The 23,582-nt window shown below is 38.0% G+C and carries 27 protein-coding genes and 6 tRNA genes; 7 read left to right on the top strand and 26 right to left on the bottom strand.

Features of this window, described 5'->3' with window-relative positions:
- From IIB50_00615 to IIB50_00600, 4 genes are all read right to left on the bottom strand, one after another.
- Complete coding sequence (locus IIB50_00615) at positions 1-561, bottom strand: hypothetical protein (GenBank protein ID MCH7529606.1); 561 nt, start codon at positions 559-561, stop codon at positions 1-3.
- A gap of 113 nt (positions 562-674) precedes the next feature.
- Positions 675-1,064: a hypothetical protein gene (locus IIB50_00610; protein MCH7529605.1), complete on the bottom strand. Its 390-nt coding sequence runs from the start codon at positions 1,062-1,064 to the stop codon at positions 675-677.
- 256 nt (positions 1,065-1,320) lie between these two features.
- Positions 1,321-1,392 (bottom strand) — tRNA-His (locus IIB50_00605).
- Between the two features lie 5 nt (positions 1,393-1,397).
- On the bottom strand, positions 1,398-1,949 hold the full coding sequence (locus IIB50_00600; protein ID MCH7529604.1) for a cob(I)yrinic acid a,c-diamide adenosyltransferase: 552 nt from the start codon (positions 1,947-1,949) through the stop codon (positions 1,398-1,400).
- An 89-nt stretch (positions 1,950-2,038) separates the two neighbouring features.
- Here IIB50_00600 and IIB50_00595 point away from each other — a divergent pair, with 89 nt between their 5' ends.
- The gene (locus tag IIB50_00595; GenBank protein ID MCH7529603.1) at positions 2,039-2,671 is read left to right on the top strand and encodes a cation transporter; all 633 of its coding nucleotides are present in this window, start codon (positions 2,039-2,041) and stop codon (positions 2,669-2,671) included.
- Positions 2,672-2,913: 242 nt separating this feature from the next.
- On the opposite strand, the gene IIB50_00590 is transcribed toward IIB50_00595, so the two are convergent.
- The 5 genes from IIB50_00590 to IIB50_00570 form a co-directional block, all read right to left on the bottom strand.
- Positions 2,914-2,997, bottom strand: a tRNA-Leu gene (locus IIB50_00590).
- Between the two features lie 12 nt (positions 2,998-3,009).
- Positions 3,010-3,537 carry a 50S ribosomal protein L19 gene (gene rplS, locus IIB50_00585; GenBank protein MCH7529602.1) on the bottom strand — a complete coding sequence of 176 codons (528 nt, stop codon included), beginning with the start codon at positions 3,535-3,537 and terminating at the stop codon, positions 3,010-3,012.
- A 47-nt stretch (positions 3,538-3,584) separates the two neighbouring features.
- Positions 3,585-4,319 (bottom strand): RluA family pseudouridine synthase, encoded by a 735-nt coding sequence (locus tag IIB50_00580; protein ID MCH7529601.1) that lies wholly within the window; start codon positions 4,317-4,319, stop codon positions 3,585-3,587.
- Between the two features lie 53 nt (positions 4,320-4,372).
- Positions 4,373-5,071, bottom strand: coding sequence for a di-trans,poly-cis-decaprenylcistransferase (gene uppS, locus IIB50_00575; GenBank protein MCH7529600.1), 699 nt, complete (start codon positions 5,069-5,071; stop codon positions 4,373-4,375).
- 2 nt (positions 5,072-5,073) lie between these two features.
- Positions 5,074-5,355: an acylphosphatase gene (locus IIB50_00570; protein MCH7529599.1), complete on the bottom strand. Its 282-nt coding sequence runs from the start codon at positions 5,353-5,355 to the stop codon at positions 5,074-5,076.
- 258 nt (positions 5,356-5,613) lie between these two features.
- On the opposite strand from IIB50_00570, the gene IIB50_00565 reads away from it, so the two are divergent.
- Positions 5,614-5,686 (top strand) — tRNA-Val (locus IIB50_00565).
- 478 nt (positions 5,687-6,164) lie between these two features.
- On the opposite strand, the gene IIB50_00560 is transcribed toward IIB50_00565, so the two are convergent.
- From IIB50_00560 to ruvX, 7 genes are all read right to left on the bottom strand, one after another.
- A tRNA-Arg gene (locus IIB50_00560) sits at positions 6,165-6,238 on the bottom strand.
- A 26-nt stretch (positions 6,239-6,264) separates the two neighbouring features.
- A complete protein-coding gene (locus tag IIB50_00555) occupies positions 6,265-6,606 on the bottom strand; it encodes a hypothetical protein (GenBank protein MCH7529598.1) in 342 nt (113 codons plus the stop codon).
- A gap of 12 nt (positions 6,607-6,618) precedes the next feature.
- On the bottom strand, positions 6,619-7,161 hold the full coding sequence (locus tag IIB50_00550) for a hypothetical protein (protein ID MCH7529597.1): 543 nt from the start codon (positions 7,159-7,161) through the stop codon (positions 6,619-6,621).
- Between the two features lie 6 nt (positions 7,162-7,167).
- Positions 7,168-7,707: a hypothetical protein gene (locus IIB50_00545; GenBank protein MCH7529596.1), complete on the bottom strand. Its 540-nt coding sequence runs from the start codon at positions 7,705-7,707 to the stop codon at positions 7,168-7,170.
- Positions 7,708-7,718: 11 nt separating this feature from the next.
- A complete protein-coding gene (gene pilM, locus IIB50_00540; protein MCH7529595.1) occupies positions 7,719-8,825 on the bottom strand; it encodes a type IV pilus assembly protein PilM in 1,107 nt (368 codons plus the stop codon).
- 52 nt (positions 8,826-8,877) lie between these two features.
- Entirely contained in the window at positions 8,878-9,498 is a 621-nt protein-coding gene (locus tag IIB50_00535) for a DedA family protein (GenBank protein MCH7529594.1), read from the bottom strand.
- Positions 9,499-9,512: 14 nt separating this feature from the next.
- Entirely contained in the window at positions 9,513-9,908 is a 396-nt protein-coding gene (ruvX, locus tag IIB50_00530; GenBank protein MCH7529593.1) for a Holliday junction resolvase RuvX, read from the bottom strand.
- A 156-nt stretch (positions 9,909-10,064) separates the two neighbouring features.
- On the opposite strand from ruvX, the gene IIB50_00525 reads away from it, so the two are divergent.
- The 3 genes from IIB50_00525 to IIB50_00515 all read left to right on the top strand — a co-directional run bounded on the left by IIB50_00525 (position 10,065) and on the right by IIB50_00515 (position 10,866).
- Positions 10,065-10,274: a hypothetical protein gene (locus IIB50_00525; protein ID MCH7529592.1), complete on the top strand. Its 210-nt coding sequence runs from the start codon at positions 10,065-10,067 to the stop codon at positions 10,272-10,274.
- 6 nt (positions 10,275-10,280) lie between these two features.
- Positions 10,281-10,367: transfer RNA gene (locus IIB50_00520), tRNA-Ser, on the top strand.
- A 31-nt stretch (positions 10,368-10,398) separates the two neighbouring features.
- Positions 10,399-10,866: a hypothetical protein gene (locus IIB50_00515; protein MCH7529591.1), complete on the top strand. Its 468-nt coding sequence runs from the start codon at positions 10,399-10,401 to the stop codon at positions 10,864-10,866.
- A 9-nt stretch (positions 10,867-10,875) separates the two neighbouring features.
- Here the strand turns inward: IIB50_00515 and IIB50_00510 are convergent, their stop codons facing one another.
- Positions 10,876-11,979 (bottom strand): hypothetical protein, encoded by a 1,104-nt coding sequence (locus IIB50_00510; protein MCH7529590.1) that lies wholly within the window; start codon positions 11,977-11,979, stop codon positions 10,876-10,878.
- Between the two features lie 52 nt (positions 11,980-12,031).
- Positions 12,032-12,829, bottom strand: coding sequence for a hypothetical protein (locus IIB50_00505; protein ID MCH7529589.1), 798 nt, complete (start codon positions 12,827-12,829; stop codon positions 12,032-12,034).
- A gap of 222 nt (positions 12,830-13,051) precedes the next feature.
- Here IIB50_00505 and IIB50_00500 point away from each other — a divergent pair, with 222 nt between their 5' ends.
- Positions 13,052-13,522, top strand: a complete 471-nt coding sequence (locus IIB50_00500) for a hypothetical protein (GenBank protein ID MCH7529588.1) — start codon at positions 13,052-13,054, stop codon at positions 13,520-13,522.
- A 127-nt stretch (positions 13,523-13,649) separates the two neighbouring features.
- Here the strand turns inward: IIB50_00500 and IIB50_00495 are convergent, their stop codons facing one another.
- From IIB50_00495 to lnt, 8 genes are read right to left on the bottom strand one after another with little or no spacing between them, the layout of a single operon-like run.
- Complete coding sequence (locus IIB50_00495; protein ID MCH7529587.1) at positions 13,650-14,720, bottom strand: PD40 domain-containing protein; 1,071 nt, start codon at positions 14,718-14,720, stop codon at positions 13,650-13,652.
- 40 nt (positions 14,721-14,760) lie between these two features.
- Positions 14,761-16,380 carry a hypothetical protein gene (locus tag IIB50_00490; protein MCH7529586.1) on the bottom strand — a complete coding sequence of 540 codons (1,620 nt, stop codon included), beginning with the start codon at positions 16,378-16,380 and terminating at the stop codon, positions 14,761-14,763.
- Positions 16,381-16,439: 59 nt separating this feature from the next.
- Positions 16,440-17,192 (bottom strand): SDR family oxidoreductase, encoded by a 753-nt coding sequence (locus IIB50_00485; GenBank protein MCH7529585.1) that lies wholly within the window; start codon positions 17,190-17,192, stop codon positions 16,440-16,442.
- A complete protein-coding gene (locus tag IIB50_00480) occupies positions 17,176-17,919 on the bottom strand; it encodes a SagB/ThcOx family dehydrogenase (GenBank protein ID MCH7529584.1) in 744 nt (247 codons plus the stop codon). The genes IIB50_00485 and IIB50_00480 overlap by 17 nt, the downstream gene beginning before the upstream one ends.
- A 2-nt stretch (positions 17,920-17,921) precedes the next feature.
- Positions 17,922-19,466 (bottom strand): YcaO-like family protein, encoded by a 1,545-nt coding sequence (locus IIB50_00475; protein ID MCH7529583.1) that lies wholly within the window; start codon positions 19,464-19,466, stop codon positions 17,922-17,924.
- A gap of 2 nt (positions 19,467-19,468) precedes the next feature.
- Positions 19,469-20,485 carry a methyltransferase domain-containing protein gene (locus tag IIB50_00470; protein ID MCH7529582.1) on the bottom strand — a complete coding sequence of 339 codons (1,017 nt, stop codon included), beginning with the start codon at positions 20,483-20,485 and terminating at the stop codon, positions 19,469-19,471.
- The gene (locus IIB50_00465) at positions 20,454-21,707 is read right to left on the bottom strand and encodes a hypothetical protein (protein ID MCH7529581.1); all 1,254 of its coding nucleotides are present in this window, start codon (positions 21,705-21,707) and stop codon (positions 20,454-20,456) included. The genes IIB50_00470 and IIB50_00465 overlap by 32 nt, the downstream gene beginning before the upstream one ends.
- Complete coding sequence (gene lnt, locus IIB50_00460) at positions 21,707-23,209, bottom strand: apolipoprotein N-acyltransferase (GenBank protein MCH7529580.1); 1,503 nt, start codon at positions 23,207-23,209, stop codon at positions 21,707-21,709. The genes IIB50_00465 and lnt overlap by 1 nt, the downstream gene beginning before the upstream one ends.
- Positions 23,210-23,439: 230 nt before the next feature.
- Here lnt and IIB50_00455 point away from each other — a divergent pair.
- Positions 23,440-23,511, top strand: a tRNA-Arg gene (locus IIB50_00455).
- The last annotated feature ends 71 nt before the right edge of the window (positions 23,512-23,582 follow it).

Genomic DNA, 23,582 nt, shown 5'->3' with positions numbered 1-23,582 from the left:
TTATTCTATAGTCTTTTCTTCCTCTGTAACACTATCATCTTCCACCACATCACCATCTTTCACAACTTCATTACCATCATCTGTTACTTCATCAACTTCCGTTGCTTCAGCAATCTCAGCTACGATGTCAAATTGCATTACTACAATTTCTGTACCATCGACTGTCGGTGCGTCTTCTTCTGTATTAAATACCCCGTCACCATTGTCTGAATGGAGCATAGCGACAAATGCGTCACCAACTTCTGAAACTCCAGCAAGGTTCACTGATACATTTTCGGTGATTCCTTCTGATAGCAATTCAGAATTGCCCACAATGTCACCGGCTGAACCATCTTGTGCCACAAGATGTATAACAACATATCCTGGAGCTGATAACTTTACGCCTCGCACCACGACGGTACTACCCGCAAGCTGGTCCTCGGCGTATACATCATTGTCTTGTGTTAAAACCGATGCAACGTTTGCGACTTGCCCATCTCCTGCTGGAGAAGTGGTAAATACGTAGTATCCCCCAAGGAGGGCTACTGCGATAACGACTAATGTAAGTACTGTTTTGTTCATACCTAAATATACATATCTCTAGTAATAATAAGTGCATGTAATTTAATACTATATTCTTAAAAAAGGCAAGGGTTTTGGAAATTGCACTTTTTTATAAACTTATGCAATGATTTTTAGAAAAGGTCAAATCCTTGTGAAATAAAGTATATACCCATAGCAATAGCGATAATCCCTGCCAATGGATACCAGCCATTCTTGCTGAATCGTTTCCCAATTTTTGCAAGTACAGCTTGAGGTAAGAAGATGTACAACATTCCTTTAACCAACGTTACCCATGCAAGTAGTGTGATAATCCATGCAAGACCCGGCTCCCAGACATTATGGCTCAAAACCAAAAGAAGCCCCATAATGAGAATTATGATTCCGGTAAAAAAAACAAATCCACTGTACTTAAATAAATCGTTAATGACAAAAACCAGTGTTTTTCGCTTTATAAGCAAAGCACTTCCCATAATTATAAAGTAGAGCCCAAATAGTTGAGCCAGAAATAGAGTTAGTTCCATATGCCTATAGTATAGAAAATTAGCACTCTTAAAGCGCAAAACTTATCCACTATAAATTAGTATTGGATTTTACTGGGTGGCTGATCGGAATACTCACTGCTCGCTCACTTTGTTCGCTGCGCTTTCAAACCCCTCGGTTTGAATAATTCCGCCACGGGGAAACAACTGTTTCCCAGACCCCTTTCGTGTTCGAATCCGAACACACTACACACAGAGTCAATATAAAAATGGCACATGCTATTTTTATATTATCTTGGGTGGCTGATCGGATTCGAACCGACGACCACTCGGACCACAACCGAGGGCTCTACCGCTGAGCTACAGCCACCATGTCTATTTATAATCCGGAGACTCTTCAGTTATACCAGAGAGATGGTTACTAAGTCTAGCTAGTGTATAGAATAAACTCGAAAGTCGATTGAGGTATGCGAGTGTGTGCTCGCCTATTTTCTGCTCGGTATTTTCATTTACTGCAACGACTCGCCTTTCAGCGCGGCGCGTGAGTGTTCGCGCAAAATCAAAGCGCGCCGCAAGCTCAGTACCTCCTGAAATAAAGAATGTTGTTATAGGCTGAAGTTCTTTCTCTGTCGCATCCACAATACTCTCTAGTGCTTTTACTTTCTTCTCATCTATAGTCTTATCCGCACCAGCAAGCTCTGCTTGAATAATGAACAGATTTTTCTGAACTGCGTGCACTATCTCGTGGAGTGGTGTCCTGCCGAGTTTGAATCCGGATTCTTTTGTGGACACTTTGCATAAACCCAAGAATGAATTCATCTCGTCCATCGTTCCTAGGGCTTCCAAAAGTACAGAACTTTTTGAGATTCTCTTTTCACTACCGAATGTGCCTGTTTTTCCATAATCACCTTTCCGTGTGTAGAGCATTAGAGCGATTATACTACTTCTGATGTAATTGACAATATAAAAAATAAATGTTTTGATTTTAACAGATTATAACCAGCAAGGAGGTTCCCATGAAGGGGCACTTTATTAACTGCCCTGACCCTACCGATTGTTGGTGTGAGGTCAGACGGCTTTCCCGGGTACTGTGGATTACTCTCGCAATTCTTATCTTTGAAATCATTGGTGCAATTGTCTCGAATAGCCTTGCATTATTTGCTGATGCAGGACATGTATTCGGCGACAGTACTGCCATCGTGGTAACACTTTTGGCTGCTGTGCTCGTCAGATTCGGTGCTCAAGCGAAACGTGTACGCAATGTCGCCTTTTGGATTAATATTGGACTCTTGTTCCTAATTGTGATCTGGATAGTGTTTGAAGCAATCAAACGCTTTGAGAATCCAAATGAGATAATAAGTTCGGTGATGATTGTTGTCGCCTTCATCGGTGGTGTTGGTAACTACTGGCAACACCATGTCCTTGAAGGTGCGGCAAGCGAGCACAAACACCATGCACATCGCGCTCTGTCTTTTCATGTAATCTCCGATCTCATACAAAGTGTTGTAGTGGTCATAGGAGGTATTCTCATCTGGATAAGTGGTTGGATCCTAATAGACCCACTGCTTTCTATTGGAATTGCATGTTGGATTGTATATCGTACTTTTCAACTTGTATTTAATTCGTATGACGAAACTGATAACACATAAAGCGAAGGGTGCTACCCTTCGCTTTTTTCATTACAAAAATAACTTGTGCCCAGGACTGGAAATTTCACTGCTCACTCATTTCATTCGTTGCGCCTTAGAAACTCACTGTTTCTAACGACCGCATTCTGCGATCTGTTTTCCTCCACGGGGGAACATATGTTCCCCCGACCCCCTTCCAGTTCAACTCCAGTCCACAAAAATATAAGTAAATACTGCCACACAGCAGTATCTATTTGTATTTGTGCCCAGGACTGGAGTTGAACCAGCACGGGGTTGCCCCCACTACCCCCTCAAGGTAGCGTGTCTACCAATTTCACCACCTGGGCATTTACTCCAGTTTACTCTTTCTTGTCTGCTTCTGCATCCGTATCTCCACCTGTTTTGGGATTGTCTTCTTTCTCTTTCGGATTTTCTTCAGTTTGCTCTGGTGCCTCTCCATCTTCATTTGTAACCACATCTTCAGCTGGCTCTTCTTCTGCTTCATCGTCCTTTTGTGACGAAGTTGAAAGATTGACCATGGTCATGTGACGCATCTGGCGCTTGATTTCCTTAGCCGCTTTTTCACGAATATAGTAGAGTTTTGACCGACGCACTTTTGAACGCTTTATAATCTCAATTTTATCTATCATAGGAGAATATAGTGGGAAAATTTTCTCCATTCCAACACCGCTTGCAACCCTACGCACTGTAAACGTTGCCCCTGGCTCACTGCCGTGCTTAGTCGCGAGCACAAGTCCTTCAAATGCTTGAAGTCTTGTTTTGTCTTTTTCCTGTATTTTCTGCCACACACGAATTGTGTCTCCGGCACGAATGCCGAGTTTTTTCCGATCCTCCATATTTACAGGAGAGATTTTAACGCCAACCATATTCATAGTGGTGAAACTTTACCACACACCTATCAAGCACGCAAGAATTATATGCTCTGTTTGAGCTTTGCGAGTTCTGTGAGCGCAGTTTTAAAATCATTGGGTAGTTCTGCTTCAAGTGTTGCAGTGCCTCCTTTAGGAAGAGACGTGGTCAGTATGCGAGCATGAAGTGCAAGTCTGTCAAAACCAAATAAACATTTGCGTTTGGGAGCATAAAGACTGTCACATACAAGTGGGTGATTTATTGCTTTGAAATGTACCCGTATCTGGTGAGTCCTTCCTGTCGTGGGAGTAATTTCAACAAATGATGCGTCCGCACAATCTTCGAGAACAGTGTAGGATGTGACTGCTTCTCTTTCTTTTCCCCGCATTCCCTCTTGTGCAGACCATTTGCGAAAATCGCTTGAGCTTCTTGCAATCGGTTTGTCTATTGTTCCTTCCTTTTCTTTCAGTTTTCCATATACAAATGCATTGTATATTTTCTTTATTTCTCTTTTTTCAAATTGATTTTTGAGAAACAAAAATGCTTCCTGATTTTTAGCGAGCACCATAACACCTGAAGTCTCTCGGTCTAATCGATGCACAATGCCGTGACGCTCTACTGTAGTGCCGTCACTGAGTATTAGGGATTCACCGACTCCTTTTATCTGTGGGTAGTGTGAAACAGCCCAGTCGCTTAGCGTGATTTCTTTTGTTTTCCCATCCGAATGCACCACAAGACCAGAAGGTTTGTTTACAACAAGCACATCGTCGTCTTCATAAATAATATTTATTACAGACATAATTTCAGACTAACTATTCTCTTATTCGTACGAATAAGAGAATAATTTAAATATTACTTTCCTCTCCTTCGTTCTCTGTTTGAATACTCTTCAAGAATGTTTAAAAATTCTTCTTTGGAAAATGCAGGCCAGTACGTATCTATAAAAAACAGTTCGCTGTACACACCCTGCCATGGTAGAAATCCAGAGAGTCTTTTTTCACCACTGGTGCGAATTATAATGTCCGGGTCAGGAATATCTTTCGTCCAAAGCATTTTGCTGAATTCTTCTTCGGTAATGTTTTTATTTCCCGCATTGATCGCATAATTCACCGCAGAGAGTATGTCTAATCTTCCACAGTAGGAAAGTGCCAAGACGATTGTTCCTTCAGTATTATTTTTGGTGTCTTCCTCAGTTTTTTTCATCATACCCTGAAACTTATCGGAAAATCGTTCTTTCTGTCCGATAAACTTCATACGAACATTTTCTTTTTTTACTTCGTCTAGTTCACCAACAAGCGCTTTTTCAAACAAATCCATAAGATACGCCACCTCTTTTTTTGATCTGTTCCAATTTTCAGTTGAAAATGCAAAAAATATAAGATTTCTAACTCCTGCTTCTTTTGCCCACTTGATAAATTCTTTTAGCTTCTCGTATCCTGCACTGTACCCTTTAAATATTGCTATTCCCTCTTCTTTCGCCCATCTGCGATTACCGTCCATAATCACGCCGATACATTTTGGAACTTTATTCTTTTTTTGTTCTTTACCCATCTTTAATATATTATCTTAAACTCACTAAATTTCTCTTCGGGATCTCTCCAGTCTACATCAACATTAATTACTCGCGCAAGAAATGGTCCTTTGTGTAGATGTTCTATAAGAGTATTAAGTGAGTCTTCGGTACCTTGTGCCACTATCCGAACAGACAGGTCGTCCATATTTTCTACCTCACCTTTTATTCCAAGCGCTCGTGCCTTTCTCTGTATCGAGTCCCGGAACATGACCATCTGCACCTTCCCTATGATTCTTGCCTCAATCTCCTTCACATCAAACATATGAGAGTCATATTAACGCAAAAACCCTTTGTTTTCAAGGGTTTTTTCACACATTATATTGATGTTAAAAAAAAACGTAAAGATTGAAAAATACCTACTGATAGCGTAGGATTATAGTTACTTAATATTTTTTAAGGGGCGATTAGCTCAGTTGGTGGAGGAGAAACTGTGCGGGGTATAGTTTCTCCGTTTACATCTTGGTGTGAACGAGCTGGTAGCTATTTTTGAAAACATATATAGTATATTTAAAACAAACAGGGGCGATTAGCTCAGTTGGTAGAGCAGCTCGTTTACACCGAGAAGGTCGGGGGTTCAAGTCCCTCATCGCCCACTAGACCAAAACCATCCGGGTATTTTCCTCGGGTGGTTTTGTGTCTACGAGCGGACTTGAAAAGTTGTGGGTATTATATCGCAAAATTTCTTACTTCTAAAACTCTATGTCCTCGCCGAGGTAGTTGAGCTCTATGATTTCATTGACCGCTTCTGTTTCGGTGAGTTTGAATTCTTTTCCGGTAAATAATTCGTATCCGTCTCGTACGACCTCAAGATAATAATCACCTTCAGGAGCAAGGAATGAATATCCTCCGGTGTTGTCGGTAATTATAGGGTTGTCCTGTCCGTAACGTTGTGCGTCCCACTTTCCCCATAAACCGTCTTTCTTTACATCAAACTTCTGTCTCCCCCAGCGGGACTTTCACCCTCCTAAGTTTTGCTTTGCAAAATTTTGGAGGGCAGGCCTGCAATTGTTTGTACCCACGGCAGGAATCGCCCACCAAAGGCGGGTCCGCCTTTGGCGGAAACCATATTTGTCTCCCCGGCAGGACTCGAACCTGCAACCTGCTCCTTAGAAGGGAGCCGCTCTATCCAATTGAGCCACGGGGAGATACTAATGCTTGGATAATATCAACATCAAAGAGACGGGTCAATAAATCTAGGTTTGTTTTCACTCATCTCAATAAAGCGCCGCTCTTTATTTTCAAAAAAAGAAAGTGTGTCATTGAGGAGTGTTCGGTTAATTGTGTCGAGTGACACATTATTACGATGCACGATAAAAATTTCCCCTCGACTGATTTGCAAAAACAGATATATGCTAAAGAGTGCACTTATTAAAACGGTAACAACAAACACAGAGAAAATAATTTTCCAGTCACGCGCAGTGTTAAACAAATCTCTTTTCCTATTTGCTCCACCTGTAAGTTTACTTATATTCCACCTATTAAAAATTTGCTTTATATTTTTCAATTCAACCATGTTATCAAAATGTTAACCGCTTTTTGCAACTGCTATGCTAAACGACCCATTCCATACATTTGATTTAATTGTTCCACTCTTCCTAGATTCAAATGAAGCTCGTTTGATTTCTATTTTGTACGGAAGTAATTCAACGAGTGAAAATAAATAAAACACTTCGTTCCATGTGCCAGTGGCTGAAAAAGTTAAACGTAAAAATTCACTATTGCCCTCTTCAGTGTTTCTCTCTTCTATGTTAACCGAGACAATTTCTACTTCGGCACCACTCTTGCCCCCAAGTGCTTCGATGGTTTCAATAAATGTAACGACCGAATCTTCATTAACAAAATATATATTGAGTTGCTCTCGCTGCTGCTCCGTATCTCTCACAATATTTTGTATTGAACGCAAACGCTTATCACGCTTAGCTTCCAAATCAAGCTCGCTCGCTATTAATGATGCTTCTCTATTTTTTTCTTTGATTTCAAGAAACAACAGTGTATACACAACAATGGAAACAACAGCTAATCCCGTCGCAATAGTGAGAAATTGAATAGTATGCAGTTTGTATATCATAATAATTTAAAATTCCATATTTAACTGAATTGAAAAGTTTATATCACTGTCTTGTGCCAAATTTGAAACCGGCAGTGTTACACTTGAAAATAATGCTTCTTGTTCAAGAAACTTTTTAAATGACAACAGTACACTTCTGCGATCAGCAACACCAATAAGGGAAATTCGTCCATGCTCATCGGGTATTTCTGAATAGGAAATTATGTAGAGAACAACTCCGCTGGGCAAATCGTCAATAATTGTACGTATCGCATTCTGTATAAGAGGTCTACTTACCCCAGACGAGAGCAAATTGAGCTTTTCTTTTGATTCGTTGAGTAATATGTCTGAGGTGTTCTGTTCCCGCAATGCAAGTGCCCTTTTTGACACTTCGGCTTGGTCACGAATTGCTATTTCCTTTGTTTGTGAAATAAAAAATGAAGGAAGTAAGAAAATACTGCTGAGTAGTGCCGTAAAAAATACAAAAAACATGGCAATAGACAAAAGACGGATAAGATACTCTAGACGTATGTGTTTTTTGTCCTTTATAGGAAGTAAGTTACGCATGATATATTACTCTATTGCCGCAAAGCAAGTCCTATCGCAGTGGCATATGCGAGAGATTGGAAACGATTCATTTCAGGTACCACATCTTCAATTGAGAATGCATTGATCCATACGTTGGCAATCTCCGTTGGTATTTTTAAACCTCCTAACATATATTCAGGTAATCCTGCTATGTTGGCACTTCCACCACAAAGGATGATTTTCTCTATCTTTTCCACTTTTTTTCCGGATGTATTTGGACGAGAATGCCAATAATCCACATATTTTTTTATTTCATCATTTAATGTATCAATCACTTTGGTCATAGCTGTAGCAAACTCTTTACTGCCTTCGTTTTTCACAAGCCCATTTTCAGACTTGATGCGATCTGCTTCTTCTTCCGAAACCGAGAAATGTTTTACTATAACATCAGTAATAGATTGACCATTTATTTCAATGGTTGAAGTAAGCGCAAGCATGCTGTTACTTACAATTGAGAGCCCTGTTCTCGTTTTTCCAAAATCAATAATCATGTAGGTACCGCGGTCTCCATTTCGAACAACAGCACGCTCAACCGCCTGTGCTTCTGTCTCAAATGATAATGGGGTAATGTGCGCTTTGCGAAATGCATAAGCATATTGTTCTATAACTGTTTTAGGATACACGGCTACACTCACCCCTATTGTTTCCTTATCTTCACTCTCATCTATAAACTCATAGTCGAATATCGATTCTTTTGACGATATGGGAACATGTTCCTCAAGTTTAAATTCAAGAATTCCTCGTATCTCTTTTTCATTCGCCGTGTCGGGAACCTGCATTTGAAATAGGTATACTTTTTCTTCTGGAAGCGACACTCGGACAAAATCGAGCTTATATTTCTGTTTCATTGATTTCAGTATCTGTACAAGTTTTTCTGGTTCCAGAATATTACCCTTTTCTATAACTCCTGCCGGGACGACCTCTCTACCAAACCTACTTAATACGTTACCGTCTTCAGTGTGTTTGAGTTCTACAAATTTTATTGAATTGTCAGATATATCAATACCCACAAAAGGCATTGTTAAGAACCGCGGTATCGGAAAAAAACTAAACAGTGATCTTTTACCACTATGTGATGATGTGTTCCTTTTTGCCATGTGTCTTTAGTATACCGTGTCGTGCACTACTAGAAAACTATTCTGGCGTGTACTACCATGGAAACAGATTTATGAATTCTTGATATTCAAGCAATATCAAGAGTGCAATGAGTACAACAACAAGTGTAATGATATTGAAATACTTGAAGATGATTTGCGCCATTTTGGAACCAAACTTCTTGGTAAGGTATGCAACCAAAAAGTATCGGGCTCCTCTACCTAAGATCGACGCAAGAAGATATGCGGCAAAATTAACTTTGAAAAAGCCGGCAGAGAGTACAAATACTTTAAATGGTATCGGGGTAAATGCCGCAGTGAAAATTACCACAAACGTGTTTTTATCAAACATCGTACGCACATATTCCATTTGCTCGAAGAGGTTGTAGAATTCTATAATGCGCACTCCGAGTAGATCAAAGAAAAATGCTCCTATGATATATCCAAGTATCGCTCCGAGGACTGAAGCGACGGTGGTGAGTAACGCGTAGTAGACCCACCGTGTTGCATCTATCATTAAAATTGCAATGAGTAATATGCTAGGCGGAAAAATAAAAAAGATGGATTCGCTGAACGAAAAAAGAAAAAGCCATGCTTTCGCATGAGTGCCATACGCATGATCGATAAACCAGTCTCTCCATTTGATTTTCAGATTATCAAGATATGTAAATATCATACTGTTTTACTATGTCATTTCTTATCTTTATTTTGCAACTTATCCAAATAACCTTGCAATATAAGAGCTGCGGCAGATTCATCTATGTTTTTTTTGTCAACTTGAAACAGTCGCGCTTCTTCGGAAGTCATATGTTCTGGTTCAAAGTGTACGGGCAACTTTATTTCTTCCTCAATTTTTTCTCTGAATATATAAATATCTTTCATAATTGGATTGTCTTTTCCTTTAAAGTTAATTGATTCTCCTATTACTATATCTGAAATTTTTTTTTCTTTAATAATATTTCTTATATTTTCTATAAGTAACGCATTGTTTTGCAGCGTACATATTGGCAATGCAAATATATTGCTCTCGTCTGAAAACGCAATGCCAACTTTTTTTGTCCCATAATCTATTCCGAGAAAACGCATTATTTAGTTTGTAGTTATTAGTTAGTAGTTTGTTGTTGTTAATTTGTGGGTTTTTGTCTGCTTTATTCACTACTCACTATTTATATATAATAACATTGAGAAAGTAGGAACGGAAATGCGTTGCAATTACTGTTGTTTTTGATACCATTATCAACAATGGAATTGTTTTTTGAACAGAATGTATGGATTTTCGCTCTCATTGCACTGTGGATACTTCCTTGGAAGGGATATGCTATGTGGAGGGCAGCGCAACTCAATCACAAGTGGTGGTTTATTATTATTCTTGTGGTGAACACATTTGCAATACTTGAAATCATTTATATCTTTTTTGTGGCACGACGACAAAGTGCAAAATCAATATCATAATACACTGGAGGCGTGGCAGAGTGGTTGAATGCACTGGTCTTGAAAACCAGAGTATCCGAAAGGGTACCGGAGGTTCGAATCCTCCCGCCTCCGCTTTGTGCAAGGTCTCATAGATAAAACAAACATGCAAAGACCTCCGATACAATGGAATGCATTTGAATACGAACACAAAGAAAGAACTGTGGATTGGTTTTGGGCGCTCGGTATTGTTGCGCTCGCAGGGACTATAGCGGCATTTATGCTCAGCAATATTCTCTTTGGAGTGCTTATCGTTATAGGTTCATTTACACTCGCATTGTTTGCAAATCGGCATCCTGATTTAATTCAGTTTAAAATCAATGAAAGAGGTGTGGTCATAGGAGATACGCTGTATCCGTACAAAACACTTGATTCGTTCTGGATAAGCGATGAATACAAGAATATTGATCCAAAACTGATTATAAAATCAAAGAAAGTTTTTATGCCATACCTTATCATCCCTCTCGCGGATGCGGACTGCCAAGCGATTCACGACTACATAAACAAATATTTAGAAGAGAAGGAGCACAACGAACCTCTCTCGCATAAAATTTTAGAGCTGTTTGGTTTTTAAAAATCCTAATTAAATCTCTTCAAATACCGGCAGGACATTTACTGTGACTCCAACACTTACGGGACCAGTGTCTGTTTCACATGAGAGTGTGTATGTGCTCTGCTCGGTGAGAGGGCCTGTTGATTGTGACCCGCTTGTAGTGGTGAAGTTAAACCCATTTGGACCTGATATGGTACAGCTGATTACATCTGTTGCAGACCAAACGATTATGGTTCCTGTCCCGGAGCGTATCAGATTAATAGGACTTGCTTCTAAGCTCAGAGACGCTGGTGGAGCTGTTTCGTTATTATCGCTAGGATCAGTACATCCGGGGTCAGCCAAATCAATGAGACCGTCCCCATCGTTGTCTATACGATCTGAGCATTGTGGGAAAATATTAAACTCATTATTGTCACCAGACGAAATACAACCTGGGTCAGCCAAATCAACAAAACCGTCGCCATCATTGTCAATTCCATCTGAGCACTGTGCTGGATTTGACTCATCGTTATCAGATGATCCGCTACAACTAGGGTCAGCCAAATCAGTAAGGCCGTCGCTATCATTGTCTATACCATCCGAGCATTGCGGAGGTAAGGCTACAGTGTGGTTTATGGAGGCAGTATTTGATCCCAGAGAGTTGGTGCACGTATTTTTATATCTATGTGTTCCAAGTTCAGTTGGTACGGTGATTTTTGATCCACTCAAGCCTGTTGCCCAATAATCCTCTGTTACTTCAGATGTAATAGTCTCGCCTGCTTTATAATCATACCATTCAGTAACAGTTACATAATAGTCGTATGTTCCGTCAGGTAAAATGTGCTGCACCTTGCAAGAGCTAGCTCTTGTTGAACTCCAAGAAACAACAAAAGATTCTCCCGGTTCAGTCGTACCCTTATCTTGAGAGATGCGCGCTATGGGATTACATTCACCCACAACATGAACATATGAAGGACACGAAGCTGGAATAGCGAATCCACCAGCTTGACCTAAAGGAGACAGTGTTGCAACACCAACTTCAACTGAAGTGTTTTGAATTCCTGAATCAGAAAAACCGCCACCAAATATTACAACAATAGCAAGAAATAATATGCCAAAACCTATTTTAGATATATCTTTTCTAAAAATATTCACAGTATATTCATTATACTTTATTCTAAAAATACAAGATACTAGTTACTAACAGCTAATTACTCACAGTAAGTGTAATATTATACTGTATTGCTTCTTTCATCTCTGAAAGCCCTTGTATGCCAATATTTGGATTATTGCCGGGATATGCTTTATGCCAATCAGTTTCAGTTAATAAATTTGCATTTTCAAGCGCAAATTCAAGTATTTTTTTTGCTTCATCTATTTCTCCAGTATTAATTAATGCCACACCAAGCATATTAAGTAACCACGGGTTGGTTTGGCTGTAGAAAAGTCCCGCACGTGCTATATCAGCGGATTTTTGATATTCACTACCCGAAAAATAAACCCACGCTAAATCAGTGTGTGTTGCCCAATTTTTTGGATCCCACTCTAAAAATAACAGAAAATTTTCTTCTGCCTCATCATATCGCCCCATATAGCCAAGAATAAGTCCACGAATATAGTATGAGGACATAAGTTCATCGTTGTGTAATTCAATCTGTTTATTTATTTTAAAAATGGCGCCATCAAAATTGCCCTCAAGAAAATCTATTCTTGCAAGTTGATGCCATGCATCTTTTACATATAAATCCAACATAAGCGCTCTCTCAAAATGGTATTCCGCTTTTTTCAAATCATATACACCGTTACTGTATACATTAAAATAATAATTTCCAACCTCAAGAGCAAGTGTTGCATCTTCGTTGAATGCCATCACCATTTGAGGAAATATATGGTAATTATTCCAAGCATATAAACTGATTTCCGCTCTGTAGTAGTAAAAACCAACCGATATAATAGAAAGTACTCCCAGAACAGAAAATATTATTTTTGCGTTCTTACTTTTCACGTTAAAATTATATATTTATATATCTGCCAAACTAAGTGATAATAAAGTGTTGTAAGTATAGAATATATTAAAAATGCTATCAAATATTTCAACTTGTGTGTTGCTTGCAAAATTGAGCCGTTTCTGAGCAACGTGTTGACAAATAATTTAAAGTAGTATACAGTTTTGACGGTATATCTTTGTCAACAACACGAAAGGAGTAGTCCTATGTACAAGCTCAAAATGTCTGTTTTGAAAGTGGCTGCATCGCTGTTTACAATTTTCATTTTCCTGGCAGGAAGTACGAATGTCGCACTGGCCGGTAGCGATGGAAACGATTGTCTTGGGGAATCACCTCTTCCCAAATACAAGATCAAAGCCCCGGCTTCGAACGTACCAAAAGAGGTGGCTAACTTTTCTGGTGTATGGATTGGTATGTGGGAAGATGGCATACGAGGAGGTCTTTGTCACACGCTCGTTGTAACGCGGGTGAAAGCCAACGGTAGAGCGAAGGTGATTTACAGCACCGGTGTATATCCCCCGTGGAATTTGCGTAGAGGTTCATATGGTCGTTTCTCGGGGAAAATAAAAGAAGATGAACTTTCTTTTAAACTCCGCAACGGGATCCTTGTTACTTATCGCCTTGTCGACAATGAGCTCGAGGGTACTTACGGAGGAAGAACATACGGTTCGTTCAAACGAATAAAGAACTGATGGAAATTCTATCACATCGTTGAACTGAATAGTCTTCACAATCTTAAAAAAAGGCTGCAACATAAAAGTTGCAGCCCTAAATTTATTTAAATTCTAGTTTAAAGCTATTTTATACTTCTCCATCCCCTTAGCGCCAGTCAGTAATAAAAGCCATATCAAAATTATACTCATCAATACTTACGAATTTCATACGCTCAGACGTTTTAATATCATAAATAATAAGAACTGGGTTTATCAATTTTCCATTTTCTTCACTTACTGACACTTCCTGAAAAATAAGATACCGATTGTCAGGAGAAAAAACCGGCCAAAACGCCATATTGTTTCCAATATCAATCTTCTGTTTTAATGTCAATTGAAACGGCTCCCATGATATAATTTCATAAAGTTCCAGTCCTCTATTATTAGCAACACTTAACGCAAGTAGCAACCCATCCTTTGAAACATCAAATTTCATATTTGTTGATGCTTCTCCACCTACTACACTCCAAACTTTTATGCTTTCCTTGTCATTGAAATTATAAGTATACAAGCCATCATTTTTTAAGAAGAGTAGTTTATTTCCATCAGGAGACCAAAATGGTGATGTTCCTGAATCTATTCGCTCTATATTTCCACTTAAATCAACTACCCCTACTCCCCACTCGTTTGGTATAGAAAAATCATCTTCAGAAGCATCTGGGTACTGCGCAGTAAATGCTATTTGTGTACCATCTGGTGACCATGTTGGAAGTCTTTTGGCGTTAGTGCGACTATCTGTTAGTTTGCCGACAATTCCATTACCAAAATTCTTAACATAAACCTGTAAAAATTCGGTATGAGGAAAGGCGAACTTTGACTCCCTGTCTATAGGAGCTGCTGTATAAGCAATCTTATCTCCATTTGGTGATATTTCGCTTGTATATTTAACAAAACCATCATCGAGAAATTTGCTTATGTTACGACTTTCAATATCAAGTACATATAAATCAGCGGCATTGTCGTTTGCCAGAGCAAGTGTGAGGTATACCTTACCTTTTAAATCAACAAAGGATTCTATCTTCTCCTCTTGAGAGAAGAACCAAAAGACAGCTACCCCAGCAAAAATAATTGCTAAAATTGAGATAGCTACCAGACTTCTCTTACTTGAGTGCGAGTCTTGTCCTGCTTCTCCTAAATTGTTTTGTTTCTCTGTATTCCCAGATGAGTTTGGTTCCATAGTATTTGTGTATTGTGTCGTATATTACCCAATAGAAAGACTATGACAAAACAGGTTCTCTATCATCTTTGCTATAATCTTTCAACGAATATGTTTCTTTGAGCCACTCGTGTGATTCTGGGTCAAGTTTGTTAACCCAATCCCCTGCAGTACGCTGAGTTTCTTCAGATGCGGCGGCGTAGAACCCTTTTGCTTTAACAAGATATGCCTCTTTTTGAATAGACGGATCTTCTTTAAGGTTGGGGGTTTCAAATTCTATATCCACCACATCAGCTGGAATTGTGTGTAAGTATTGCTTTGAACCGTCTGTATTCAAAACATGAGCGTAATCTGATTTCTCTCTGTTGTGGAAGGCTTTGCTAACGCTTAGTTTTTCTATCTTATATGGTAAAAATTCTTTAGGAGACATAAGTAGAGCAGATGTAACATTGTGTTTTTTGGTTGCGCTTACTCTAATAGTCACTTCTCCATTATCTAAGATGGCTTCTTCTGGAATTGATATTGCATCAACACTTGGTTGATAATATCTGGGTTCAACAATATCAATTTTTTTAAATACTACTCCGTCGTAATACTCAATAACGAGAGACCTGGAAGGAGGAGGAGTGTCGGCACTTGCTACATTAACACCAAAAGTTGTTGCAAGCTTCTTATGATCTGCTCTATCAAGAGGTTCGTTTTCTGTTACCTTAGAGGGGTTTTGTACAGCACCCATAAACCAAACTACGCTGAGTATTAACACCAACATCATAACTCTGGTTGTATTGCGAAAAATCATGCTCGGTGACTTATCTCCAAATGAAAGCATACTAAGTATTTCACCCTTTAGTGTGTCTTTATGATCTACATTAAAAATCTCACCCAGAGTCCAATCACGATAATGAGATCCAAGAAGGAGAAAGAGTGGTTTTGTTAATCCAGTGTTAACATTCCCTTTTATTTGAATAGTGTCACCGGTTTCCATTTCATACACATTGATACCTTTGGTGTTCTCCAAAGAATCAATGGTGCTCCCCATTCTGTGAGCAATATTTTTACTATTGTGACTTGTGATAGTTTGGGATTCTACTCCTTCGCCGTTTTCTATGGCTTCTCTCTTAAATATGAAAAAATCCTTAAACTTTGAATCAACTATGAGCTCTCCTTCTTTTGGATATAGGACATGAAAGAGTGACAGATAATCAATAAAACTTTCCTCCGGTTCAATCTCTTTTATTTGAAATCTTGGTTGTTTATTTTCTAAATGTATACTATTTTTTATTCTGTAAAGATCTCCTTCAATAAAACTGTTTTCATATGCCATCCTCCCTTCTTCAACTGTTTGGAAATAATTTGACGGCTTGCCAAAGAGAAAATCATTTTCAAATACAAATTTTTTACCATTCCATGTGCAAAGAAAAGGAGTGGAAGGAACATTACCAACACAGCCACCACAAGCACAAGCCATTCCACATCCACAACCAACACCTCCACCAGGATCAACATCACCTCCACCTCCATCACCTCCACCTCCATTACCTCCACCTCCACCACTACCAGCACAAAGGGCAACAAGAGGTGCTATCATTTCTATACCACTCAACTTGACTGCAATAAAACCAACAAAAACAACCCAGATTTGTAATTTTATTTTATTAAACAATTTAAGAGTTTTTCCCATATGTAACTAATGGTAAAACAATTTGCGTTTGATGGCAATACATACTTATTTACTTCAAGTTAATATCCTCCAAGAGTAATTATTTCCCCTGTTATATACGAAGCTAAATCAGATGCAAGGAAAAGACACACTGATGCTACCTCTTCTTTGTTTCCCGGTCTTTTAAGGAATGTGGATTCTGCTGCATGTTTATATATCCACTTCCTCTCCTCTCCTGTTTCTATAACGCCAGGCACAATAGCATTTACACGAATAGGGGTAGAGCCCATTTCCATGGCTAAACCACGTGTAAAAGAAATAAGTCCTCCTTTAGACGAAATGTAATGAACTCCAGAGTAATATTTTGAAGGTATACGGGCCGCTATTGATGAAATGTTGGTAATTGAACAGCTTTTCTTGTTCTTCATTCTTTTTATTGCTACTTGAGAAACAATAAAAGCACCTGTTAGATTTGTGTGGAGTACTTCATTCCACTCTTTATCATCAATAGATTCAAAAGAAGTTAATGGTCTTAAAGCTGCGTTGTTTATGAGAATGTCTATACTCCCAAATGTGTTGTCAATTTTATCAAACATATCTTCTACTTCTTTACGATTACCAACATCAGCAGACACACCTAATACGGAATTTATTCCGTTCCGTTTCATTTCTTTCTCTATGGCATCCACCTTATCCTGATTGCGTCCATTCAATATAATTTTTGCACCACAAGACGCAAATCTACGAGCTATAGTGTTTCCAATTCCTTGAGTTGACCCAGTAACCAGAACAATTTTATTAGAAAAATCTAAATATTTATTTTCCTTTTTCATTACCATTTTCTACATTACCAACTGCGCAACCATAAAAAATTGACTCGTTTATACCATCTAGGTGTAGTGCTTCATTAAAGTTTGGGACTGTGCTCATACCCATACCACAACACCCAAGTTCTAATGCTGAAGAAAGAAGATATATATTCTGTGCAATACATCCTCCTTCCATAAAACTCAATTTATATGACAAAGCCCCGTATTTTCCCATATTGCGGGTTTTGATGAAAGAAAAAAGAATTACCATTCCAGACTGTAAAGAAAAAAAATCATTTTCTTCAAAACAGCTGGTTATTGCTTCAAAATCTACTGTGTATAAGTGCTCAAGGGTATGTTTATTTATATTATAATGATATACATCACGCTCCAGCCCTTCTCCATTTAGTATAAGTAAATATAATTCTAGTGGATATTTAGCCCCACCAGAAGGATGTGGGCGTTCAGAAATATCAGAAACATATTGAATATCCCCATTCTTAAATAAACCAGCGGACCAGAAAAGAAGTGTCCCGATTTGTTCTCTAGTCAAATGTTTTTTTGAATACTCCCGTATTGATTTGCGTTTACACAGTACATCTTGAAAAGAAATGGGCAGTGGTAGTGGTTTGGGAAGTGTGATTTGAGGAAAGCGTGTATACTCTTTAAAAAGCGAGTCTCCTTTATACACCTCTTGTGAAATAGAGATTCTATTTTTTTCTAAATAGTTGAGTAAAGGATCAATTTTCATAATTATATAAAAGGATGAGGGGTAGAATTAAGTTTATCTTCTTTGAGCGGTTGCTTTAAATACCCCATTTCAACAGGAAGGGTGTATAATCGTTTTACACCAAGACATTTTTCTCTTTCGCGAAAATAAAAAGGCATTAGGGTTGGGATAACAGCTTTTACTACTGCCAAACCAGCATCACGCGCTTCACTGGAGGTTATATCTACAATATAACATTTGTGATTCTTTTCTTTAAATGTCTTAACAAGCATTTTTAATTTAGATTGTGTATTTAAATCAGCATAAAGTGTTGTTACATCTGAAAATTTTTTAGTTTTTCCTTGTAAGAAAAATTGTATGTTGGGAATCATTTTTTTATCAGACCATATCGTTCGGCGCTCTTCAAAAGTCTCAATGTTTGGATATTTATCTCGTAGGTTTTTGAGAAAAGTTTCAGTCCGTGGCAATTTCCCCACATGAGGATATTTCAAAATTTCCAGCACAAGTCTTTCAAGAATCCTTGGAACATCAAATCCGGCAGTAGCGCTTATGGAAACTGCCACATCACCATGACTATCTATGAGCACTGCGCAAAATGCTGGTATTCCAAGGTCTGTTGTTATATCAAGAATATGTAAGTCCAATTTATACTGCTTAATAATTTTTATATATTTTTGCACACTTGGAATAGAGATGCTGTCTAAATCAATTTTGGGTGGAGATATACCATTAAGCCAGAAAATAAAGAGTCCATCCCGTTCAATGGCTTCGCATATGGCTCTAACTACCGCCTCATCAAACGAAATTGCGGCAGCTGCACCATTTGAAGATGATGGTAAAAAATATGGTTCGTTTGGATATTCTTCCGTATAAAGTATATTTACAAGTTGTGCAGGTATGAGACTTTGCTTTTTTTCTGTTAATGACTGGGCTTTCATCCACCCCATTTTTTTATCTTCAGAAACAAGGTTGCGGGCAAAATAACTCATACCAAGCTGATGTTCTGAAAAAAAAGTAAGTGTGTCAGGATGTACCGCCCCTTTATCTTTCAGTTCATTAAAAGAACCGCGTATAATTTGACTTGATTCCCACGTACATAACGAATGTCGTTCCAATGATTCGGCCAGTGCGATAATAAGTGCTTCGTTTATGGTATTTCCAACACCTTCACCTCTGTTGCCCTGAATCGTTCGTTTGCGCCCAGAGGGTGTTGTATAGAAATTAAGTCTCAAAAAACAATGCATGATGTTGGGTAGGTCAGGTGAAAGCAGAGAACGTTCCCATGACACAACTATTTTTTTTTCAATAAGCGATAGTAGCAAAGACCGCACACGAGAATCAATGGCAAATAACTCCCGTAATTCATTGTGTACATAAAGTTTCGAGCCAATCAGTTTTTCTGTGTATTTAAGCCATGTGCGAACAAAAGCTAATCTAATCTTTGTGGGTATAGAGAGGGGGTGGAACGGAGATTGGTTTGCTATACCATTTTGAAAGATATGCTCATCAACTGGAACAACATGTAACAATTCATCTGGTTGTGTATCAAAAAAACGTTGTTTGTTCATAACTATAATATTCCTATATATATGGTTGAATTTGGATTTACTGAAATTGTCTTATGTATGTGAATTCCAGATTTTTTAAGAATAGTCTGCCATCTTTGTGGTGGCTGTGGCAACCCCTGAAGAGTGAGAGGGTGGACTAACTGATACACTGACGCACTTTCCCTAAATTCCTCTGGAAGGTTTTTAAAATCCTCCAGAGGTATACCATTATATTCCACTACAATAAAAAAACTACCAGGAAAATAGGAGCGGTATTGAGATAAAATGTTGCAAAGATATTCTTCCCCTTTGTATAAAAATTCATGCCATACAGTAATACCAATAAACATTGTGTGTTGTGGTTCCTTATGTTTCATAACATCATCTTTCCAGATTTGCGGACGAGTAATATCTCCTTTTTTTATAGATATGTGGTGCTTTAACTTTTTTTCAGCAAGTATTTTGTTTGCTAACTCCACTACTTCGTTATCAATTTCTATACCAATACCATGTATACGTGGAAAAGCATTGTGAACATGGGTTAGAAAATCCCCAGCACTACAGCCCAGATCAACAATAGTATTAATTTCCATCTTCCGCAAAATATCTATAATTGCATCCCACGCTATATTATTATAGAGAGCACTTGATTGACGCAAATACTTGCCTTTCCTCAAAATATCCTTACCATATCTCATCTCCCCATTAAGTAATCCTGTAAGATTGGTAAGTACTGGTTCGTATGCAAGAGAAAAAAATAAATTATTTTGCATTGGTATTGTGTCAAATAAATCTCCTAAAATATAATTTTCATTTTTTTTTCGGAGTATTTCTGGTGCATTTATTACCAAGAAATCACAAAGAGGTTCCAGTACAGATATTTGTAGAGAAAGTTGTTGGGCAAGCGTTGGCGCAGAAATGCCTTGTTTATTTTTCCTCAACTCAATAAATACTCCTGTTTTTTCAAAAGCACATAAAATATTTAGTATGGCTGAATATGCAATAAGATTAGATGGAGTCAACATATTTAAATATTTCATTTAATTCATCCGCATCTGTACCAAATCCAACTAAAGATAGCTGTCCTATGGCGTGTAAGAGCCCGTAATCAAAGGGCACAATTCCACTCATTTTTTGACTGGTAAAAAGTACGGATGATAACACATCTAAAATATATTCTATAGATTTGCCACACCACTTTGATTTAATTACTTGCTTTGAAATATATCTTTTTTTGTTTGCATCCTCTCCATACAACCTTTTTCTTATTTGGAAAGGATACGATGATATAACCCGGCGTGGGTTAATCTCTGTCCACATTAGACGCTTATCTTTAAGATAAATAGCATTGAAAGCAAGGTGGCCTCTGTATCTTTTTTTGGAAAAAATACGAGCTAACGCAATTCCCTCTGTCTCTACTTTTGAATGTAGATCTTTATCTAGCCAATGATTTGATAAACAGCCAATATAACGCATTTTGTTATTATTTAATAGTTGTATATGAGTTGACAAGAGTTCAACTTTTCCATCAGAAGAGATGTGCAATTGTATACTTGGCGAACAAGTCACATCCGCATACCATACTTCTACTATAAAATTAGTAGAGTGTGTTGGTGTTACACCAATCGTGGAAGAATTTGTAAATAAATGATTAAATTTAGTAATGTGCGAAAGGAATTTGTCTCTCGTAATCCTCTGCGACCCCAATCCAGCAACACCTTCATCTTGTTTTACTACCACCTCAGAAAAGCCTTGTAAAAAAAGGAGTGAAGTTGAAATGGCTCCGTCTATTATGCTTGCTTGTTTTTCATACCCTTTTGGAATAGAAAAATTGTATTTTTTTGCCAAAGATCTAAACGTACTTTTGCTACCAAGTGAATAATAATGGTCAGGATTTCCTTCAAAATAAAGTCCTATTTTTTTTGCCCATTCTGCTTCGTATTCTGTTAAAACAAAGCTGTCGAGAATCCAGTTTAATGTATCGTTTTTTATTATGGAAGCTAGTTTTTTGGTTATTTGTACATCAAGGAAAATAGCGTCTGGCTTGTTGTCTAATTTATCCCTAGAAGAGATAAATTTTATATTCTGTAAATTTATACCCGCATTTTCTAAAAAAGAAATGTATGCATCCGATATTTTTTCTCTAGTCAAAACCACATCACCTGTGTCTGCAAAAAAAAGCCCCAGCTGATCAAAATTGTAGAGACCTGGTTTAGGATCTGTATATTTAACGGAAAGATTGTGTAATAAAATTTTTTTCACTACGGTATTATTATGTCCGCATATAATACGGAATTTTTGTTCCATTCAGACTCTGCAATAATTCTTCCGGTGTTATCAATAATAAATGAAGGGACAAAATTGCTCGCTTGAACAAAATAACGATTATTTTCAACAGCGCGAACTTTTGCAACATTAATAATTTGTCTGTAGAGCGTACGAGAACCATGAAACCACAACTGTGAAGAGAGGTTAACAAGAAAATCTGCACTGTGTACGTTTGTTAATTCCTTATACAAGCTTGGAGAAAGAATTTCGGAGCAGAAAAGTGCTCCAATCTCAATATCATTGAAATTTCCACTTACTAGATTGTCCCCTTTTGAGTATTTTAGGATTGTGTCCAATTTTTCAATAAAATCTTTCCGCCCTAAAATAGTTGGAATAAAGCGCATAAGATTTGGTATGTATTCTCCCTGCGGGGCCAAAAAAATCTTTTTATATATCTCTAGCTTTTTATTTTTTATATTGTAATAGTAAAGTTGTGAATATGTCTTGTTATTATCATTGTCGTGAACTGATTCGGAATCAATAATTAGTTTTTCCTTTCCATTAAACACATCGTGAAAGAAAACTTCTAGCTCCCCTCGACTTATTAAATCTGCTATGAAATGTGAGTTCTCTGGAAGAATAATAACATCTGAATCCTCGTTGCTACGTCCGATTAATTCAATAAGATTCTTGCGCTCATTAAAGCGCTCTTCCTTTCCTTCCTTGGGAAATTCTGCAATTGAAGAGAAGTATGTATTGAGTACTGCAATTTTTATTGTCTTTTGCGCTTTTATATCATCCTTTGTGAAAAAATTATTGAAGGGCAGGGTTGCAAAAACAACAAATAATACGAATGCTACAAAGAAAGTTATTAGTTTTCTTTGTGGCTGGAGTTTTGACACAAAAAAAAGGTGGTATACGGAGGCATTTATGAGCACCACGATGAAACCAAGTGTGTACACTCCGCCAAGCAAAGCAAATTGCAAAATATTGTGATTTGAGGCTAAAATGTATCCCAAAAACCCTACTGAAAAATGTGGGCCAAACAAAGACTCGCTGCTTATGGTAAGAAGAGCAAAGCCCCACATGCGAAAATATTCAAAAAATATCCACAGAAAAGCTATAAGTAACACGTCAAAAATAGTCCCACGCTTAAGCTTGTAAAATGCAACTGCAAATAACCCAACAAAAAAAGAAATGGTAAAGACGGACGATCCCCATGAAAATAACACTAAGGCAACACCAAATAGAGAGTCCTCAGTTCCCGGCAAGTCAAGCGGTAATGTGTGCCACAGCCAAACGAGTACTATCCCCAAAAATGTAAACCCAAACAGCCAACCAGCAAAAAATATTTTCTTAAGCGAAAAAGTTGTGGTGTAAAGAAAATGTATGAAAGGAATAAGCGCAAAAAGACTCATAAACCAGACGGATGGGTAGTTGAAACTTATTCCAAGCAGTATTCCACTCAACAGCGAAAGTACAATGGCACTTTTCATAAAGAGAATTATAACATGTCATTGTTAGGAAAAATGAGATATCAAATGGTAAATTAAGAAGATAATTGATACAGTATTGCAAACCTCCCATTGTTCAACAGACAGGAGGGTTATAAACGCTCCCATAGCCCAGATGCGAGGTCGGGGTCCCGACAAAATCGTCGGGATTTAATTAATATAGATGGGTGACATTTGTATAACAGTTAATATAATAAGTCTTAGCAATATACGCTCCCATAGTTTAATGGATAGAACTCAGGCTTGCGGAGCCTGCAATCGAGGTTCGATTCCTCGTGGGAGCGCAGAAACAAAGCAGAGTCGGTGTTTGCCGGCTCTGTTTTGTTTTTGGTTCGAGAAATCGAACAGGTTGTCG

Source organism: Patescibacteria group bacterium (assembly GCA_022560785.1).
In the GTDB taxonomy this organism is placed as follows: Bacteria; Patescibacteriota; Minisyncoccia; order Phycocordibacterales; family JADFSL01; genus JADFSL01.
This window is presented reverse-complemented; position numbering and strand designations above follow the sequence as displayed.